The 16,008-nt window shown below is 70.7% G+C and carries 19 protein-coding genes; 3 read left to right on the forward strand and 16 right to left on the reverse strand.

Annotated features, from left to right (window positions below; translation table 11 throughout):
* Positions 1-15: 15 nt before the first annotated feature.
* From fliL to LIG30_RS04360, 3 genes are all read right to left on the reverse strand, one after another.
* The gene (fliL, locus tag LIG30_RS04350) at positions 16-552 is read right to left on the reverse strand and encodes a flagellar basal body-associated protein FliL (protein ID WP_051994856.1); all 537 of its coding nucleotides are present in this window, start codon (positions 550-552) and stop codon (positions 16-18) included.
* 335 nt (positions 553-887) lie between these two features.
* A complete protein-coding gene (locus LIG30_RS04355) occupies positions 888-1,610 on the reverse strand; it encodes an LrgB family protein (protein ID WP_038709901.1) in 723 nt (240 codons plus the stop codon).
* 39 nt (positions 1,611-1,649) lie between these two features.
* Positions 1,650-2,108: a CidA/LrgA family protein gene (locus LIG30_RS04360; RefSeq protein WP_038709903.1), complete on the reverse strand. Its 459-nt coding sequence runs from the start codon at positions 2,106-2,108 to the stop codon at positions 1,650-1,652.
* Between the two features lie 124 nt (positions 2,109-2,232).
* On the opposite strand from LIG30_RS04360, the gene LIG30_RS04365 reads away from it, so the two are divergent.
* Positions 2,233-3,156 carry a LysR family transcriptional regulator gene (locus LIG30_RS04365; protein ID WP_038709905.1) on the forward strand — a complete coding sequence of 308 codons (924 nt, stop codon included), beginning with the start codon at positions 2,233-2,235 and terminating at the stop codon, positions 3,154-3,156.
* Between the two features lie 15 nt (positions 3,157-3,171).
* Here the strand turns inward: LIG30_RS04365 and LIG30_RS04370 are convergent, their stop codons facing one another.
* Genes LIG30_RS04370 through LIG30_RS04375 form a run of 3 tightly spaced genes read right to left on the reverse strand, consistent with a single transcriptional unit; the run spans position 3,172 to position 5,400 of the window.
* Entirely contained in the window at positions 3,172-4,731 is a 1,560-nt protein-coding gene (locus LIG30_RS04370; RefSeq protein ID WP_038709907.1) for a DHA2 family efflux MFS transporter permease subunit, read from the reverse strand.
* A complete protein-coding gene (locus LIG30_RS26755; protein WP_160326674.1) occupies positions 4,715-4,885 on the reverse strand; it encodes a hypothetical protein in 171 nt (56 codons plus the stop codon). The genes LIG30_RS04370 and LIG30_RS26755 overlap by 17 nt, the downstream gene beginning before the upstream one ends.
* Positions 4,886-4,905: 20 nt before the next feature.
* Positions 4,906-5,400: a MarR family winged helix-turn-helix transcriptional regulator gene (locus tag LIG30_RS04375; RefSeq protein ID WP_038709909.1), complete on the reverse strand. Its 495-nt coding sequence runs from the start codon at positions 5,398-5,400 to the stop codon at positions 4,906-4,908.
* Between the two features lie 314 nt (positions 5,401-5,714).
* Between LIG30_RS04375 and LIG30_RS04380 the strand changes: the two genes are divergently transcribed.
* Complete coding sequence (locus LIG30_RS04380; protein ID WP_038709910.1) at positions 5,715-7,253, forward strand: efflux transporter outer membrane subunit; 1,539 nt, start codon at positions 5,715-5,717, stop codon at positions 7,251-7,253.
* Positions 7,254-7,272: 19 nt separating this feature from the next.
* Here the strand turns inward: LIG30_RS04380 and LIG30_RS04385 are convergent, their stop codons facing one another.
* The 8 genes from LIG30_RS04385 to gspG form a co-directional block, all read right to left on the reverse strand.
* The gene (locus LIG30_RS04385) at positions 7,273-8,061 is read right to left on the reverse strand and encodes a type II secretion system protein N (protein ID WP_038709912.1); all 789 of its coding nucleotides are present in this window, start codon (positions 8,059-8,061) and stop codon (positions 7,273-7,275) included.
* Between the two features lie 37 nt (positions 8,062-8,098).
* Entirely contained in the window at positions 8,099-8,602 is a 504-nt protein-coding gene (gene gspM, locus LIG30_RS04390; protein WP_038709991.1) for a type II secretion system protein GspM, read from the reverse strand.
* Positions 8,599-9,969, reverse strand: coding sequence for a type II secretion system protein GspL (gene gspL, locus LIG30_RS04395; protein WP_038709914.1), 1,371 nt, complete (start codon positions 9,967-9,969; stop codon positions 8,599-8,601). The genes gspM and gspL overlap by 4 nt, the downstream gene beginning before the upstream one ends.
* Before the next feature lie 24 nt (positions 9,970-9,993).
* Complete coding sequence (gspK, locus tag LIG30_RS04400) at positions 9,994-11,133, reverse strand: type II secretion system minor pseudopilin GspK (protein ID WP_038709915.1); 1,140 nt, start codon at positions 11,131-11,133, stop codon at positions 9,994-9,996.
* A gap of 1 nt (position 11,134) precedes the next feature.
* Positions 11,135-11,824 carry a PulJ/GspJ family protein gene (locus LIG30_RS04405; protein WP_038709916.1) on the reverse strand — a complete coding sequence of 230 codons (690 nt, stop codon included), beginning with the start codon at positions 11,822-11,824 and terminating at the stop codon, positions 11,135-11,137.
* Positions 11,802-12,206, reverse strand: coding sequence for a type II secretion system minor pseudopilin GspI (gene gspI / locus LIG30_RS04410; RefSeq protein ID WP_038709918.1), 405 nt, complete (start codon positions 12,204-12,206; stop codon positions 11,802-11,804). The genes LIG30_RS04405 and gspI overlap by 23 nt, the downstream gene beginning before the upstream one ends.
* 1 nt (position 12,207) lies before the next feature.
* Complete coding sequence (locus LIG30_RS04415; RefSeq protein ID WP_051994859.1) at positions 12,208-12,672, reverse strand: GspH/FimT family pseudopilin; 465 nt, start codon at positions 12,670-12,672, stop codon at positions 12,208-12,210.
* An 89-nt stretch (positions 12,673-12,761) separates the two neighbouring features.
* Complete coding sequence (gspG, locus tag LIG30_RS04420) at positions 12,762-13,214, reverse strand: type II secretion system major pseudopilin GspG (protein ID WP_038709921.1); 453 nt, start codon at positions 13,212-13,214, stop codon at positions 12,762-12,764.
* A 157-nt stretch (positions 13,215-13,371) separates the two neighbouring features.
* On the opposite strand from gspG, the gene LIG30_RS04425 reads away from it, so the two are divergent.
* Complete coding sequence (locus LIG30_RS04425; RefSeq protein ID WP_038709922.1) at positions 13,372-13,782, forward strand: type II secretion system protein N; 411 nt, start codon at positions 13,372-13,374, stop codon at positions 13,780-13,782.
* Between the two features lie 26 nt (positions 13,783-13,808).
* On the opposite strand, the gene gspF is transcribed toward LIG30_RS04425, so the two are convergent.
* On the reverse strand, positions 13,809-15,026 hold the full coding sequence (gspF, locus tag LIG30_RS04430) for a type II secretion system inner membrane protein GspF (RefSeq protein WP_038709926.1): 1,218 nt from the start codon (positions 15,024-15,026) through the stop codon (positions 13,809-13,811).
* A gap of 4 nt (positions 15,027-15,030) precedes the next feature.
* On the reverse strand, positions 15,031-16,008 hold a 978-nt coding region (locus tag LIG30_RS04435; protein WP_038709928.1), incomplete at its 5' end, for a GspE/PulE family protein.

Here is a 16,008-nt window from a genome sequence, read left to right on the forward strand (position 1 = left end):
CCTTTGCCGGCGGCATCACTGGACGACGAATTCGGTGAACAGCACGTCGTCGACCCGCGCGCGCTCGTTGCCCGGCTGCAACGGTTCCTCGATCAGGCTCTTCAGTTCGCTGGCGAGCGCGTGCTTGCCGTCGGGCGTCGCCAGTTCATCCGGATGCTTGTTCGACAGCGCGAGCAGGATGCGGCTGCGGATCTCCGGCATGCGGGCGGTCAGCTGCTCCTGCGCCTTCGCGTCGGTCAGCTTCAGCGACAGGCCGGCCCGCAGGTAATGCTGGACGCCGTCGTCCGACTGCAGGTTCACGGTCATCGGATCGAGCGCGAAGAACACCGGCGCGGCGAGCGGCGGCGGCTCGCTGCTGGCGGCGGCATGGCCGACGCCCTGCTTGCTCAGAAAGACGTACATGCCGCCCGCGGCGGCGGCGGCCGCGCCGAGCGCGATGACACCGATAAGCGCGATGCGCTTGAACTTGCCGGACGAAGCCGGCTTGTCGCCAGGCGAATTTGCGGTCGTGGAGGCCATGTGGATGCGTGCGTAATGACTCGTAGCATGCATTGTTCGGCATCCGGGGCGCGGCCGATGGGCGGAAAAGAGGGGGGAATTCCGGCTATCTCAGCCGATTGTCCGGACCGGTCCGGGCGGACGGGAGCCGGGAATGCGGGCCGGAACAGGCCGCGCGGCGGCCCGGCGCGGGCCAGGGGAGCGGGCGGGACGTTCCCCGAAAGGGCGGCCATGGCCGCGCGACCGCCCGGGCAACACGCCCCGGCGCGGCCGCATCGTGCGTGGCGCCGGCGGGCAACCGGCCGGCCGACGGTGCGCGCATGGTTTCTGTCCGCTTCACCGTCCGCGAACGGTGAGGAATGCGCCGGCAAGGCCGGCCTTCGCGCCGCTCAGATCGGCAGCAGCGTCAGCAACGGCGCGATCAGCACCATCGCGACGCCCGCGATCATCATCGTGAGGCTCGACACGACGCCTTCCTCGCTGCCGATCTCGCGCGCCTTCGCGGTGCCGACGCCGTGCGCCGCCGCGCCGAACAGCGCGCCGCGCGCGAGCCGGGTGCGCATCGGCACGAGCGCGAGCACGATTTCGCCGAGCAGCATTCCGCAGATGCCGGTCGCGATCACGAACAGCGCGGTGAGATCCTTCGGCGCGTGGATCTTGTCGGAGACGGCGAGCGCGAACGGCGTCGATACCGAGCGGGTCATCAGCGAGCGCTGCAGTTCCGGCGACAGGTGCAGCAGCTTCGCGAGCAGCAGCGAGCCGCAGATCGCGGCGGTGATGCCGACCGCGACGCCGACCGACAGCGACAGCCAGTGGCGGCGGATCAGGTCGCGGTATTCGTAGATCGGCACCGCGAACGCGACCGTCGCCGGGCCGAGCAGCCACATCAGCCAGCGCGTGTCATGCAGGTAGACCGAGTACGGGATGCCGGTCAGCGCGACGAGCGCGACCAGCACGCCCGGCACGAACACGAGCGGCGAGAACAGCAGCGACTTCCGGTACGCATAGAGCCGCTTCGACGCGAAATACAGCGCGACCGTCAGCACGAAGCAGCCGACGGAGATCCCGGCATTGACTTGATCGGCGGGCAGATTCGGCAGCGGGGGAAACATGATGCGCTCCAGTGATTCGGGTTCTGCGGCGAGCGGCGCTCAGGCGCGCGCGCGGCGGCGGCCGGCCAGCACCCGCTGCGCGGCCAGCTTGCGTTCGAGCTTCGCGGCCAGATCGACCGCCACGGCGACCGCGACCATCACGATCGCCGTGCCCGCGACGACGACGAGCGCGAGCCGCCAGCCGTCCTCGCGGAACAGGCCGCCATACTGGACGGCGGCGACCGCGGCCGGCACGAAGAACAGCAGCATGTCGGACAGCAGCCAGTTCGCGCCGTCCTTCACCCAGCCGGGCGCGACGCCGCCGCAAAACAGCAGCGCGAGCAGCACCGCGAGGCCGATCACCCCGGACGGAACCGGCAGGCCGACCGCGCGCACGGCCCAGTCCACCACGTACCACAGCACCGCCAGCGCGCTCGCCTGCAGCGCGATGCGGCCCGTATGCGCGAAGCCGGCCGCAGAGACGGCCGGGACGGGGACGGAGGCGATCGACTTGCTCATGGCGGGCTCCCATACATGGATTCTTTAGACTAAGCAAGTATAGGATTCCCTGATCCATAAATAAAATGACTTGTCTCTATCCTTGTCATTCCAATCAGGAATTCAACCGACCAGGGAGGCGCCGATGGAACTGCGCGCACTGCGTTATTTCGTCGAGGTGGTTCGTCAGCAGAGCTTCACGGCGGCGGCCGAGAAGCTGTTCGTGACCCAGCCGACCATCAGCAAGATGGTGAAGGCGCTGGAGGACGAGATCGGCTCACCGCTGCTGTTGCGCGACGCCCGGCAGATGGTGCTGACCGATGCCGGACGGATCGTGTTTCAGCGCGGCCAGGACGTGCTGGCCGCTCAGGCGCAGCTGCAGTCCGAGCTGAACGACCTCGGCACGCTCGGCCGCGGCGAGCTGTCGATCGGCATTCCGCCGCTGGGCGGCTCGTTCTTCACGCCGGTGATCGCCGCGTACAAGCAGCGCTATCCGAACATCGAGCTGAAGCTGTTCGAGCAGGGCGCGCGGATGATCGAGGCCGCGCTGGTGTCGGGCGAGCTGGAGCTGGGCGGCGTGCTGGAGCCGGTCGATCCGGCGGTGTTCGACGTGCTGCCGATGATGCGCGCGCCGCTCTGGCTCGTCGCGCCGCGCGAATCGCGCTGGGAGGACGTGCGCGCGGTGCCGCTCGCGGATCTCGCGCGCGAATCGTTCGTGTTCTACGCGGAGAGCCTCGCGCTCCACGACGCGGTGCTCGACGCATGCCGCAAGGTCGGTTTCACGCCGTCGATCGTGAGCCGCAGCGGGCACTGGGATTTCATGGCGGCGCTCGTGCACGCGGGCGTCGGCATCGCGCTGTTGCCGGAGCCGTACTGCCGGCGGCTCGACCCGGAGCAGTTCACCTGCCGGCCGATCGTCGAGCCGGAAATCACCTGGGCGATCGCGGTCGGCTGGCTGAAGAAGGGCTACCTGTCGCACGCGGCCCGCGCGTGGCTCGACGTCGCCCGCGCGACGCTGCCGGCCGACCCCGGCGACGATCTCGCGTTCGGCAGCCTGCGGGCGCGCTGACGCGCGCCGCGCGCATCAGTGTCCCATCGCCGCGCCTGCGCCCTTCCTCGGTTTGGTGATCCAGACCAGCCCGGCAAGCGCGACGAACATCATCGCCGACAGATAGAAGAAATCGTTGGTGGCCATCATGAAGCCCTGCTGCGTGACGACCTGGTTGATCTGCGCGGTCGACACCTGCCCGGCGATGCCGAGCTGCGAGAGCGCGCCCTGATACTCGATCGTGCTCGGCGCATAGACGTTCACCGATTCGGCGAGCCGCGCGTGGTGATAGATCGCGTCGTTCTCCCAGAAGGTCGAGCTCGCGGCCGTGCCGATCGCGCCGGACAGCGTGCGCAGGAAGTTCGACAGCCCCGACGCGCTCGCGAGGCGCTCGTCGGAGACGCTCGACAGCGTGATCGTCGTCATCGGCACGAAGAAGCACGCGACGCCGATGCCCTGTACGAGACGCGGCAGGATCACGGTGTCGAACGACACGTCGAGGGAGAAGGTCGAGTTCCAGATCGACACGCCGGCGAACACGCAGAACGCGAAGCTCGCGACCATCCGCAGGTCGAGCCGGTGCATGTTGCGGCCGATCAGCGGCGACAGCACGAGCGCGAGCAGCCCGACCGGCGCGGTCGCGAGGCCGGCCTTGCCCGGCGTGTAGCCCATCACCGTCTGCAGCCACAGCGGGAAGATCACGACCGAGCCGAAGAAGGCCATGAAGCCGAACGAGATGATCAGCGTGCCGAGCGCGAAGTTGCGGTCCCTGAAGAGCGTGAGGTCGATCACCGGCTCCTTCTCGGTCGCCTCCCAGACGAGCATGAACGCGAGCGACACCACCGCGATCAGCGCGAGCGACACGATGAAGGTCGAATTGAACCAGTCGCGGTCCTTGCCGAGGTCGAGCATCATCTGCAGGCACGACACGCCGATCACGAGCAGCGCGAGGCCGATCGCGTCGATGCGCTGCCTGGTCGTTTTCGTCTCGCGGCCGCGCAGCAGCAGGTACGAGCAGGTCGCCGAGAACACGCCGATCGGCAGGTTGATGTAGAAGATCCACGGCCACGTGTAGTTGTCGGTGATCCAGCCGCCCATCACCGGGCCGAAGATCGGCGCGACGATCACCGTCATCGCCCACAGGCCGAGCGCGAGCCCGCGTTTCGCGGGCGGATAGCTGCGCATCAGGATGGTCTGCGACAGCGGCACCATCGGCCCCGACACGAGGCCCTGCAGCAGCCGGAACGCGATCAGCGACTCGAAATTGACGGCCAGGCCGCACAGCGCGGACGCGATCGTGAACGCGAGCACCGACAGCGTGAACAGCCTCACCTCGCCGACCCGCCGCGCGAGCCAGCCGGTCAGCGGCACCGCGATCGCCGACGCGACCGAGTACGACGAGATCACCCAGGTGCCTTCGCTCGTCGCGACGCCGAGGCTGCCCGAGATCGTCGGCACCGCGACGTTCGCGATCGACGTGTCGAGCACTTCCATGAAGGTGCCGAGCGCAAGCCCGACGGTCAGCAGCGCGAGGGCGCCGCCGGACAGCGGCGCCGGCGCGGCGGCAGGGGAAGCGGCGTCAGCCGTGGCGGCCATGCGGGTCTCCAGGGAGCGTCGCGCGCGGCGCGCGCGCGAGCAGCCGGCGCGCGATGCGGCGCGCCCCGGCGAGGTCGATCGGGAAGCGGGCAGGCGACGGAGGGTGTCTCGTCACCTTCTGCCCTGACAGATAAATCATCGGCTGATGGATCATGAAAGATGCGTCCGCAGGCGTCAGTCGGCCGTGCCGTCCGCGGCGGCCGGCGCACAGCCGGCCACGCCCGGGCCGTTCGCGATGAAGCGCTGCAGGAGGCCCGTGAGCAGCGCCAGCTCGTCGGCGGAAAACCCCGCGAGCTGCGCATTGAGCGCGTTCGCGATCAGCGGCGGCAGCGCGCTCGCGGCCTCGGCGCCGCGCCCGGTCAGCGTCAGCTCGATTACGCGGCGGTCCTGCGCGCTGCGCGCGCGGGCGATGAAGCCCTTGCGCTCGAGCCGGTCGAGCATGCGCGTCATCGAGCCGCTGTCGTACGTCAGCTTGCGAGACAGCTCGAACGGCGTGCGCGCGTAGCCGCGCGCGAGCAGCAGGATCACGCTAATCTGCTGCGTGGTCAGGTCGAGCGGCTCGAGCGCGCGATCCATCCGCTCGACGAGCGCCTGACGCGCCTTCGACAGGTAGTAGCCGAGACTCGTCTCGAGTTCGATGTTGCCGGGATCGTAGAGGCCGCCGTTCATTCGCTTGCGTGCGCCGCAACGGCGCGCTTCCGGAAAACGCGCCCAGTATCGGGAAAATTGATTGCATAGTCAATATTCTGCCGACTGGGGTCGTGCCCGGAACGGGCCGCCGGCTGCAAGCCGCGCGTAATGCGCGGTAAACCGGCCGGCCGCGCCGGTAACACACGGGCGGCGTCGGGCGCCTTACCCTAGGGTCTGTTTACCTATGGAACGGGCCTTCCTGCCGTCAGTTACCATTTGGCCATGCCAGCGGCGCATCGGCCGCATCGCGCCCGCCCGCCCGGAAGGCGGCGCCCCCAGACAGGAATCACACCATGCCGTTTGTCCCCTCCCTGCGCGCGCGCCGTCCGCTCGGCGCTGCCGTCGCCTTCGCGACGGCCGTGCTGCTCGCCGGCTGCGCCGTCGGACCCGACTATCACCGCCCGGCCGCGCCGGTGCCTGCCGCGTTCAAGGAAGCGCCCGAAGGCTGGAAGGTCGCGCAGCCCGCCGACCGCGCCGACCGCGGGCCGTGGTGGAGCGTGTACGACGATGCCAGGCTCGATGCGCTGATCCACCAGCTCAACACGTCGAACCAGACCGTCGCGCAATCGGCCGCCGCCTACCGGCAGGCGCGCGCGCTCGTCACCGAGGCACGCGCCGCGTATTTCCCGACCGTCGGCCTGACCGCGTCGGCATCGCGCGCGCGCACGCCGCGCACATCGCTGTCGTCGGGCACGTCGTCGAGCTTCAGTGGCGGATCGGGGTCGATCAGCGACAGCTACAGCGCCGGCCTCGACGCGTCGTGGGAAGTGGACCTGTGGGGCAAGGTGAGCCGCAACGTCACCGCGCAGCGCGCGGGCGAAGCCGCCGCCGCCGCCGATCTCGCGAACGCGCGGCTGTCGCAGCAGGCGACGCTCGCGCAGACCTACTTCCAGCTGCGCAGCGCCGACGCGCTGCAAAAGCTGCTCGACGATACGGTCGCGTCTTACCAGCGCTCGCTGCAGCTCACGCAGAACCAGTACGCGCAGGGCGTCGCCGCGCGCTCGGACGTGATCCAGGCGCAGACGCAGCTGCAGTCCGCGCAGGCCGCCGCGATCGACAACGGCGTCGCGCGCGCGCAGTACGAGCACGCAATCGCGACGCTGATCGGCGTGCCGGCGTCGACCTTCTCGCTGGCGCCGATGCCGCTCGCGGCCGAGCCGCCCGTGATGCCGGTCGACGTGCCGTCCGCGCTGCTCGAGCGGCGGCCCGACATCGCCGCGGCCGAGCGGCGCGCGGCGGCGGCCAACGAGCAGATCGGCGTCGCGATCTCGGCGTTCTTCCCGACCCTCACGCTGTCGGCAAGCGGCGGGGTGCAGAGTTCGGTGTGGTCGCAGCTGTTCACGCTGCCGGCGCGCTTCTGGACGGTCGGCCCGCAACTCGCGGCGACGCTGTTCGACGCCGGCCTGCGCGCCGCGCAGACCGACGCCGCGCGCGCGACCTACGACCAGGACGTCGCCGCTTACCGGCTCTCGGTGCTGACCGCGTTCCAGGACGTCGAGGACAATCTCGCGTCGCAGCGCATCCTCGCGCAGGAGATCGACGTGCAGCGCCAGGCGGTGGACAGCGCGCTGCACGCGCTTGCGATCGTGACGAACCAGTACAAGGCCGGCACCGTCGGCTACCTGAACGTGCTGACCGCGCAGACGACCGCGTTCAGCGCGCAGCAGAAGCTCTCGACGATCGCGGGGCAGCGGATGGTGTCGTCGGTCGGGCTCGTGAAGGCGCTCGGCGGCGGATGGGACGTGTCGCAGATGGCGAAGGAGACGGGCAGCGTGGCCGCGCCGGCCTCCGGCGCGTCGGAGGCGGCCGGCGTGCCGCTCGCGCAGAAATGATCGGCGTGGGGCGCGCGCATCACTGCGCTGCGTCCCCGTAGATCAACGACACCGAACCGTCGCCGAGCGGATGTCCGAGCAGGTTCAGCAGGCCCGCGAGATTCGCCTGCTGCTCGGGCGCCGCGTGCGCGGTGCCGCGAAACGACGCGCTCGCCGCACCGAACGCGCCGTGCCCGTCGAGGAACAGCGGGCCTTGTGTCGTCGTCAGGTCGAGATCCGCGCTCGATCCCTTCGCCTGCAGCACCGCCCGGTACGAGCCGAGCGGCTTCACCCGCGACATCCGCGAACTCATCGAATCGATCGTCACCGTCAGCTGGCCGAACGCGTCCTGGCCGAACAGCCGCCAGTCGCTCCAGCCCACGCGCATGTCGCCCTGCAGGTCCATCGTGTTGAACGGCGTGCCGAGCCCGGCGAGCAGCGACGCCGGAACCGCCATCGTGCCCGCGGACAGCACCGCGCCGCGCCACGTCGCATCGAGCGTGACCGGCTCGGGCATCGCCTCGGTCTGCCGCATCTGCATCCGCACGCGGCCGGTCAGCAGCGGCCAGAACTGCGTGCGCCATTCGACCCGCCCCGGCAGCAGCGTCGACGCGCTGCGATCGGCGCCCGGTGCAAGCATCAGGGTCGCCGAGCCGTGCCACAGCGAGCCCGCCGGATCGACGAGATTCACGTGCCCGACGGTCGCGCGCGCAAACTGCGGCGCGATCCACGCGGCCGGCGCGAGCACGGCGAGCGTGGCCGCGCTCGCGAGAGCGCCCGCCACGACCCACGGCCATGCGGCGAGGCAGCGCCGCCACCCGGGCCTCATCGGCGCACCCGCGATGCCGCGTGCGTGATCCGCATCCTCATTTCTGTGTCGACGGCTGCATCAGCGCCGTCAGGTCGACCTGGCCGTCATCCTTCAGCGCGCTCGCGTGCGCCTCGGCGACCTGCACCTTGAATTGCCGGCGCACGTCGTCGAGCCACTGCGTCCAGGCCGGAAACGACGCGTTCTTCAGCTGGATCTGCACGCCGTTGCCGACCAGCTGGACCTGCGCGGCCGGCAGCCCGTGCTCGGCGAGCGACGCGGTCAGCGCATCCTTGAGCGCCGCGCCGGTCGGCGCGACGCCTTGCGCGGCCGCCGCCAGCGTGCGCGCCTCGTTGGCCTGCGCGGTCATCTGCGCCAGTTCGCGGCGCATCGCCGGCAGCGCGTGCCCGATGCGCGCACGACCGTCCTGCGCGGGCGACCACAGCACCGAATACGCGATCGCCACCGCGAGCACCGCACCGCCCCAGCCGAGCAGCGCTTTTTCCCGCGGCGTGCGCTCGCCCCAGAATTGATGGAGGGTTTCGTTCAGTTCTGCCTTCATGAACGGCTCCGGATCGTCCATTTGCCCGTGCTGCTGTCGATCTCGCCCGACAGTCCGTTGCGCGCGAGGCGCTGCGTGAAATCGGCATCGACCTTGACCTCGGGCTTGAAGCCGACGTCGAGACGCCGGTCGTGATAGTCCAGCGACGCGATGCCGTTTTGCGGCACCGGGCCGAGCGAGCGGGACAGGCCGCTCGCGAGCGCGAGGAAATCGTTCGGCGACAGCTCGCCGGCCGCCAGCCGCAGCTGGTCGAGCTGGCGTGTCATCTGCGCGGGCGGGTCGAGCACCGTCGTGGTTTTCGGGAAGGCGGTGAGCAGCGTCTCGGTGATCTGCGCGGACAGCGCATCGCGCTCGCGCGCCAGCTTCCACCAGTGCAGGTTCATGCCAATCACCACGACGCCGAGCGTGGCGGCCGCCAGCGCGGCCGGCACGCGCAGGCGCGCCAGCGTCGCGCGATCCAGGCGCCACGGCTGCATCTCGAATTCGAACTGGCACAGATCGAAACGCTCGGCGAGCGCGCGGCGGGCGAACGCGTCGAACGGCAACGCCGCCGCGCCGGGCAGCGGGGCCGCGTCGTCGCGGCGCGACACCGACGCGAGCTGCGGCTCGGCGCCCGGTTCGCCCAGCGCGTAAAGCTCGACGCTCGCCCCGCCCGCCAGCGCGGCGAGCGTGCCCGACGCGCGGTGCGCGGGCGCGGCGAAGCCTTCGCCCAATGCGCCGCGCGAGACCGCCAGCTCGACGCGCGGCGCGCCGGCGGCGCCCGCCGGCTCGCCCGCTTCGGCAAGGGCCGGCTCCAGCGACGCCGCGACGCCCAGCACGGCGGCCACGGCCGGCGTGCGCGCGGGCGGGGCAGCCACGTCGGAACCGCCCGCAGCGCCTTCGCCGGCCGGCGCCGCATCGGTGTCGGCGGCAGCGGCGGGCGCGACCGGTGAGGGCAGGCAGCGCGTCGCCGGCACCGCGCGCAGATGGCGATGGCCGGCGGCCGTGAACGCGTCGCAGATCGTGCGGAACCACGCGCGATCGACGACCGCCAGCACCCGGCGGCCGTCGGGCAGCGCGGCCGGGTCGAGCGCGATGTGGCAGCTTTGCGGGTCCTGGATCAGCTGGTCCTCGATCACGTTCGGCAACGCCTGGCGCAGCTTCGGCCCCTTGAGCGGCGGCACCGCGGCGGCCAGCAGCAGCACGTCGCGCGCGGCGACCACCAGCACCGTCGACGCCGCGTGCGGCAACAGCGCGAGCGCGGCGCGCCCGGCACGCTGCGTGTGGCCGTCCTTGTCGAACAGCGCGAACGGCAGCTCCGGCCATTGCCACTCCTGCAACGGCACGGCCGGTTCGCGCGGCGGCAGTAACACTATCAGCGTGCTCACGAGCTCGTCTCCCGAATGGTGTCGTTATCGTTGATCGCGGATCCGCACGATCCGCGTCGTGTGCGTGCCAGGATCACGATACACGAGCGAGGTGCGATCCACCTCGGCGCGATCGTGCTGGATCCGGCCGCGCACGATGAAATAGCTCGAATTGACGTCGATCTGGCTCGCATCGAGCGTCATGTTCGGCGCGCCCGCGCCGCGCAGCGCGAGCTGCACGTCGGCGACGTTGCGGAAGAACACCGTCTCGCGGCGCGCGACGAGCGCCTGCGCCGACGACACGCTCATCCCCGGCACCAGCGCCGCGATCACTTCGGCGGGCGCCGTGTTCATGTTCACCGGCGTCGCCGTCGGCAGCACGGTGACGAACGGCCTCAGCCGCTCGACCATCTCCGGCGTGAAGCCCTCGACGTCGAGCAGGCTGTCGACGCTCGTCATGATCAGCGGCGCGGGGCCGCGCTCGCCGCCCGCCAGGCCTGGATCGTCGGTGAACGTCGCGCCCACCGGCGTGCCCGCGGCTTCCACCTCCGGCGCGCTCGCGGCGCCGGGCAGCGCGGCCGTCTGGAAGCGCGTCGCCGAATGCGCGAGCCCCGCGCGCACCTGCAGCGCGACGCGCTTCGCGAGCGCGCCGTCATAGCCGAGCGTCGTCAGCAGCCGCTGCAGTGCCTGCAGCTGCGCGACGTTCACCTGCAATGCGCCGGGCGCTGGCGACGCGACGAGATTGCGCAGGTTGAATTTCGCCTGCGCGTCCTCGATCGAGCCGGACAGGTAGGTATCGTCGTTTTCGCCGTCACGCCGGGTGCCGATCCTGCCGAGGAAATCCGACAGCTTCGTCTTCGCGATCGGCACCGCCCAGATGCCGCCCAGATACGTGATGCCCGGTGCGGTGTCGGCCTCCGAGCGCAGCACCATGCGCGTCCAGTCGAGCCCGCCGCGCGCGACCCATTGGGCCTGCGCGAGCAATCGCTGGTTCTCGATGCGGCGGATCTGCACCTGCTGGCGCCACAGCATGCCCGACACGAGGATCGCCGACAGCGCGACGACCAGCAGCGCGGTGATGATCGCCGCCCCGCGCTGCCGGCACGCCGGAGGAAGTGACCTCGGGCCGCGCGCGGCGGCCGGGCAGCGGGCGATGCGGAGCGGAAACGGGCGGGGCGCGCGCATGTCATTCCCCGACGAGGAAAATGCGCGTCACCGGCGCGCGCAGCGACGTCGCGCCGATGCTGACCTGAACGCCCGTCACTGCGCGCGGCGGCGGCGCATTGCCCGCCTGCGGCACCTTGAGCGCCTCGTTGTTCTGTGCAAGCGCGTCCTCGGCCGCCGGCATGCTGGCCGTCCAGCCGATCCTCGGCACGTACAGGCGCGCGTCGATCGCGCCGACGCCGCTCATCAGCGGCACCGCGTTCCAGCCTTCGGTGCTGCCGCGCCTGAGCACGTCGCGCAGCCGGTTCGCGTCGTCGAGCGGCGGCGACGCGAAGCGCACCACGCGGCCGCCGGCAATCAGGTAACGGATCACCTGCAGGCGTGGCGCAGCGCCCGGCGCGTCGAACGCGCGGACGATCTGCAGCGTGTTGCCGGCGACGCCGATCGCCGGCTGCCCGGCCTCGTCGTCGGTCGCCGCGCGGCGCACGTCGATGCGCATCTGGTCGAACATCTGCGCGAACACGCGCTCGTCCTCCATCGCGGCGGCGACCTTGTCGCGGCCGCGCATGATCTGGTCGAGGCCGCGCCACGACAGCACGGCGACCACCGCGAGGATCGCGATCGCGATCATCAGCTCGATCAGCGTGAAACCGCGCGCGCGGCGATTGGCGGGGCGCGCGGCCGGCGCGTCAGAGCGAGCGGCTGGTTTCATTCGCGACCACCGTGACCATCTGCGCGAGCACGCCGGACTGGCCGGGCGCGCTCACCGACACTTCGACGCGACGAAACACCGGATTCGGCGTCGTGCCGACCCGCTGCGTACAGACGAGCTGCACGTTGCCTTGCGAACAGTCGAAACTCTGCTCGCCGATCTGCGGCCACGCGTGCGTGAGGCGCAGTTGCGCGAGCGCGTTGTCGGCGCTCCAGCCGGCCAGCAGGCGGCGATGCAGCTCGGATGCGCCGCTCGCCATCGTACCGACCGCGCGGATCGATGCGGCGAGCGCGACGGCGATGATCGCGAGCGCGACCAGCACCTCGATCATCGTGAAGCCGCGCACGCGGGGAGAAACGGGGGAGGGGAGCCGGCCGCGCATGTCACTGCACCTCGTAGCGGCCGTTGCCGGTGCCGACGATCGTCGCGCTGCCGGCGGGGGAATGCAGCGTCACGCGCACCGGCGTGTCGATGCTCTCGATGCCGAACACGACCCGGCTCGCGCGCGTGTCGGAACCCGGATAGTCGATGTCCGCGCCCGTCACGCCGCCGTCCCAGTCGCGCGGCCGCAGCAGGTCGTCGCGCAGCGGACGCCAGCCGTCGCCGGTCTCCTCGTCGAAACGGAAGCCGCGCGCGGTCGGTGACCACGCGATCGGGCGGGCGCGCACCTGCGCCTCGTCGCCGGCGCTCTCGAACAGCAGCGCGAGCCGCTGCGCTTCCTCATGCAGGTCGGTGCGCGGATTGCGCGTCAGCGACAGCGACGCGAGCGACACGAGCAGGCCCGCGATCAGCAGCACGACGAGCATTTCGAGCAACGTGAAGCCGCGTGCGCGGCGACCGCATGACATCGCCGGGGCGCGCGCCGCGCCGTCGCGGAAGAGCGTGCGGGTCGCGTGCATGGCAGGCCGTGGGTCGCGCCGGGGAAATCAGGGCCGGCTTATTGCCACGAGCCGATGTCGGAGTCGCCGCCTTCGCCGCCCTCCTTGCTGTCGGCGCCGTAGCTGAACACGTCGATCTCGCCGTGCACGCCCGGGTTCAGATACTTGTAAGGGTTGCCCCACGGGTCGTTCGGCAGGCGCTCCAGATAGCCGCCGTCCTTCCAGTTGTTCGGGATCGGGTCGGTGGCCGGCTTCTGGACCAGCGCGGTCAGGTTCTGCTCCTGGGACGGATAACGGCCGTTGTCGAGGCGGTACAGCTTGAGCGCCTGCATGATCGTGCCGATGTCCTGCTTCGCGGCGATGCGGCGCGCCTCGTCGGGGCGGCTCATGATTTTCGGCACGATCAGTGCCGCGAGAATCCCGAGGATCGCGATCACCACCATGATTTCGATCAGCGTGAAGCCGCGCTGACGGCCGGCGGCGCCGTTACGGCGAGTGATCCACGTTTGCATGACTGACTACCTCTTTCCAAAAAATTGTTCGGCGATTGAGTGACGCGCCCGCGGCCCCAGCCGTGGCTGGCCCGGATGCGAGCCCGCATTGTAAGGCGGTACCCGGCAAGGGCTTTTACTCAACGCAAAATTCACGTAGATACGTACAATATCCCGCATGAACGCGCTCTCGATCCGGATCCTCTCCGTTTCCCTCTTCGCGGCATTGTGCGCGACGGCCACCTACTGGGTCGTCACGCTGTCGGCCCGCGAAGCGCCGCTGCCCGCCGCCGCCGCCCGCGCCCCGATCCGCACCGAGGACGCCGCGGCGCTGTTCGGCGGCCAGCTCGAGCACAATCCGGTGCAGGACATCCATCTGTTCGGCATCCTCGCGCTGCAGCGCGGCGCGGCCGCGATCGTCGCCATCGGCGGCGAACCGCCGCGCGCCGTGTCGCTCGGCGCCGAACTCGCGCCCGGCGCGAAGCTCGCCGAAGTCCGCGACCGCTCGATCGTCGTCGACCGCAACGGCGCCCGCGCCGAGGTCTTCCTTCCCGCCAACACGCCGGCCCCGGCGATCTACGTGCGCTGAGCGTCCCGGCCGCCGCCGCGCGGCCGTCACTGCACCATGTTGTTCAGCTCGATGATCGGCAGCATCACCGCCAGCACGATCACCAGCACGATGCCCCCCATCGCCAGGATCAGCAGCGGCTCGAGCAGGCTCGTCAGGAACAGGGTGCGCCGCTCCAGTTCGCGCGCCTCACCGTCCGCCGCGCGGTCGAGCATCGTCGTCACGTCGCCGGTCGCCTCGCCCGAGCGGATCAGGTGCACGAGCACCGGCGGAAACGTCTTCACGTTGTTCAGCGCGCGCGACAGCGCCGAGCCTTCGCGCACGCGCACGATCGCGTCGTCGATGTTCGCGCGCATCGCGCGGTTCGACAGCGTCTCGCCCGCCGCCTGCAGCGCGCGCAGGATCGGCACGCCCGCCGCAGTGAGAATGCCGAGCGTGCTCGCGAAGCGCACCGTGTTGTAGCCGCGCACCAGCTTGCCGGCGAGCGGGGCGGTGAGCAGCCAGCGGTCGAACGCAAGGCGCGGGCCGTCGCGCGACAGCGTCGCGCGCACCAGCCAGACGACCAGCGCGGCCGCGATCAGGATCGCCCACCACCAGTGCCGGACGAAATCCGACAGCGCCATCATCACGATCGTCAGGAGCGGCAGCTGCTGCTTCGTGCTCACGAACACGTTGACGACCTGCGGCACCACGTAGCTCAGCAGGAACGTCACGATGCCGAACGCAATCACCGTGACGACCGCCGGATAGGTGAACGCGAGCAGGATCTTCTGCTTGAGCGCGTTGCGCTGCTCGATGTAGTCGGCCAGGCGCGACAGCACGATGCCGAGCTTGCCGGTGTGCTCGCCCGCCGACACCAGCGCGCGGTAGATGTCGGGAAAATCGCGCGGATGCCCGGCGAGCGCGTTCGCGAGCGAATGGCCGCCGAGCACCTCGGCGCGGATCGCCGCCATCAGCTCGCGGATGTAGTCGCGTTCCGCCTGCTCGGTCAGCACGCCGAGCGCTTCGTCGAGCGGCAGCCCGGCGATCAGCAGGCTCGCGAGCTGGCGCGTGAGGATCGCCTGTTCGCGCTGCGACAGCTTGCGGCCGAGCGCGAGGCGCTGGCTGCGCGCGCCGCGGTTCGCGCTCGCAGCCGGCTCGACGACGAGCGGCGTGAGCCCCTGGCCACGCAGCTGGCCGCGCGCGCCGCGCGCGCTGTCGGCCTCGACCACGCCCTTTTGCGCGTGGCCCGCCGCGTCGATCGCTTCGAACCGGAATGCAGGCATCGCGCTATGCGCCTCCCGTCACGCGCAGCACTTCCTCGAGCGACGTCGCGCCGGCCGCGAGCCAGCGCTCGGCGTCGTCGCGCAGCGTGCGCATCCCTTGCGCGCGGCCGGCCGCGAGAATCTCCGCGTCGGCCGCGTTGCGGTGGATCTGCGCGCGGATCGCATCGTCGACGATCAGCAGTTCATACACCCCGCGCCGGCCGGTGTAGCCCGACTGCCCGCACTTGTCGCAGCCGACCGGGTGCCAGAGCGTGCGGCCTTCCTCGTGCCGTGCTTCCTTGCAGACCGGGCAGAGCTGCCGTACCAGGCGCTGCGCGAGCACGCCGAGCAGCGACGACGCCAGCAGGTACGGCTCGACGCCCATGTCGGTGAGACGCGTGACGGCGGATGCCGCGTCGTTCGTGTGCAGCGTCGCGAGCACGAGGTGGCCGGTCAGCGACGCCTGCACCGCGATCTGCGCGGTTTCGAGATCGCGGATCTCGCCGATCATGATCACGTCCGGGTCCTGGCGCAGGATCGAGCGCAGCGCGCGCGCGAACGTCATGCCGATCCGCTCGTTGACCTGCGTCTGGCCGATGCCGGCGAGATCGTATTCGATCGGGTCCTCGACGGTCATGATGTTGGTCGTCGCGGTCTCGAGCCGCGACAGCGACGCATACAGCGTCGTCGTCTTGCCCGAGCCGGTCGGGCCGGTGACGAGCACGATGCCGTGCGGGCGCGAGATCAGCCGGTCGAATTGCGCGAGCGTGTCGCGCCCCATGCCGAGCGCCTCGAGATTCAGCCGCTGCGCGTCCTTTTCCAGCAGGCGCAGCACTGCGCGCTCGCCGTGCCCGGTCGGCAGCGTCGACACCCGCACGTCGACCGGCCGGCCGCCGACCCGAAGCGTGATCCGGCCGTCCTGCGGCAGGCGCTTCTCGGCGATATCGAGCTGCGCCATGATCTTGATCCGCGAGATCAGCGCGCCGTGCAGCGCCTTCTTCGG

This window comes from Burkholderia sp. lig30 (genome assembly GCF_000687455.2).
Lineage (GTDB): Bacteria > Pseudomonadota > Gammaproteobacteria > Burkholderiales > Burkholderiaceae > Burkholderia.

Coding starts and splice junctions, on each gene's coding strand:
- gspF (WP_038709926.1), bottom strand. CDS start 15,026: ATGCCTGCATTCCGGTTCGAAGCGATCGACGCGGCGGGCCACGCGCAA.
- gspK (WP_038709915.1), bottom strand. CDS start 11,133: ATGCGCGCGCCCCGCCCGTTTCCGCTCCGCATCGCCCGCTGCCCGGCC.
- gspI (WP_038709918.1), bottom strand. CDS start 12,206: ATGCGCGGCCGGCTCCCCTCCCCCGTTTCTCCCCGCGTGCGCGGCTTC.
- fliL (WP_051994856.1), bottom strand. CDS start 552: ATGCATGCTACGAGTCATTACGCACGCATCCACATGGCCTCCACGACC.
- LIG30_RS04360 (WP_038709903.1), bottom strand. CDS start 2,108: ATGAGCAAGTCGATCGCCTCCGTCCCCGTCCCGGCCGTCTCTGCGGCC.
- LIG30_RS04375 (WP_038709909.1), bottom strand. CDS start 5,400: ATGAACGGCGGCCTCTACGATCCCGGCAACATCGAACTCGAGACGAGT.
- LIG30_RS04355 (WP_038709901.1), bottom strand. CDS start 1,610: ATGTTTCCCCCGCTGCCGAATCTGCCCGCCGATCAAGTCAATGCCGGG.
- LIG30_RS04415 (WP_051994859.1), bottom strand. CDS start 12,672: ATGTCATGCGGTCGCCGCGCACGCGGCTTCACGTTGCTCGAAATGCTC.
- LIG30_RS04405 (WP_038709916.1), bottom strand. CDS start 11,824: ATGAAACCAGCCGCTCGCTCTGACGCGCCGGCCGCGCGCCCCGCCAAT.
- LIG30_RS04370 (WP_038709907.1), bottom strand. CDS start 4,731: ATGGCCGCCACGGCTGACGCCGCTTCCCCTGCCGCCGCGCCGGCGCCG.
- gspG (WP_038709921.1), bottom strand. CDS start 13,214: ATGCAAACGTGGATCACTCGCCGTAACGGCGCCGCCGGCCGTCAGCGC.
- gspM (WP_038709991.1), bottom strand. CDS start 8,602: ATGAAGGCAGAACTGAACGAAACCCTCCATCAATTCTGGGGCGAGCGC.
- LIG30_RS04380 (WP_038709910.1), top strand. CDS start 5,715: ATGCCGTTTGTCCCCTCCCTGCGCGCGCGCCGTCCGCTCGGCGCTGCC.
- LIG30_RS04425 (WP_038709922.1), top strand. CDS start 13,372: ATGAACGCGCTCTCGATCCGGATCCTCTCCGTTTCCCTCTTCGCGGCA.
- LIG30_RS26755 (WP_160326674.1), bottom strand. CDS start 4,885: ATGATCCATCAGCCGATGATTTATCTGTCAGGGCAGAAGGTGACGAGA.
- LIG30_RS04365 (WP_038709905.1), top strand. CDS start 2,233: ATGGAACTGCGCGCACTGCGTTATTTCGTCGAGGTGGTTCGTCAGCAG.
- LIG30_RS04385 (WP_038709912.1), bottom strand. CDS start 8,061: ATGAGGCCCGGGTGGCGGCGCTGCCTCGCCGCATGGCCGTGGGTCGTG.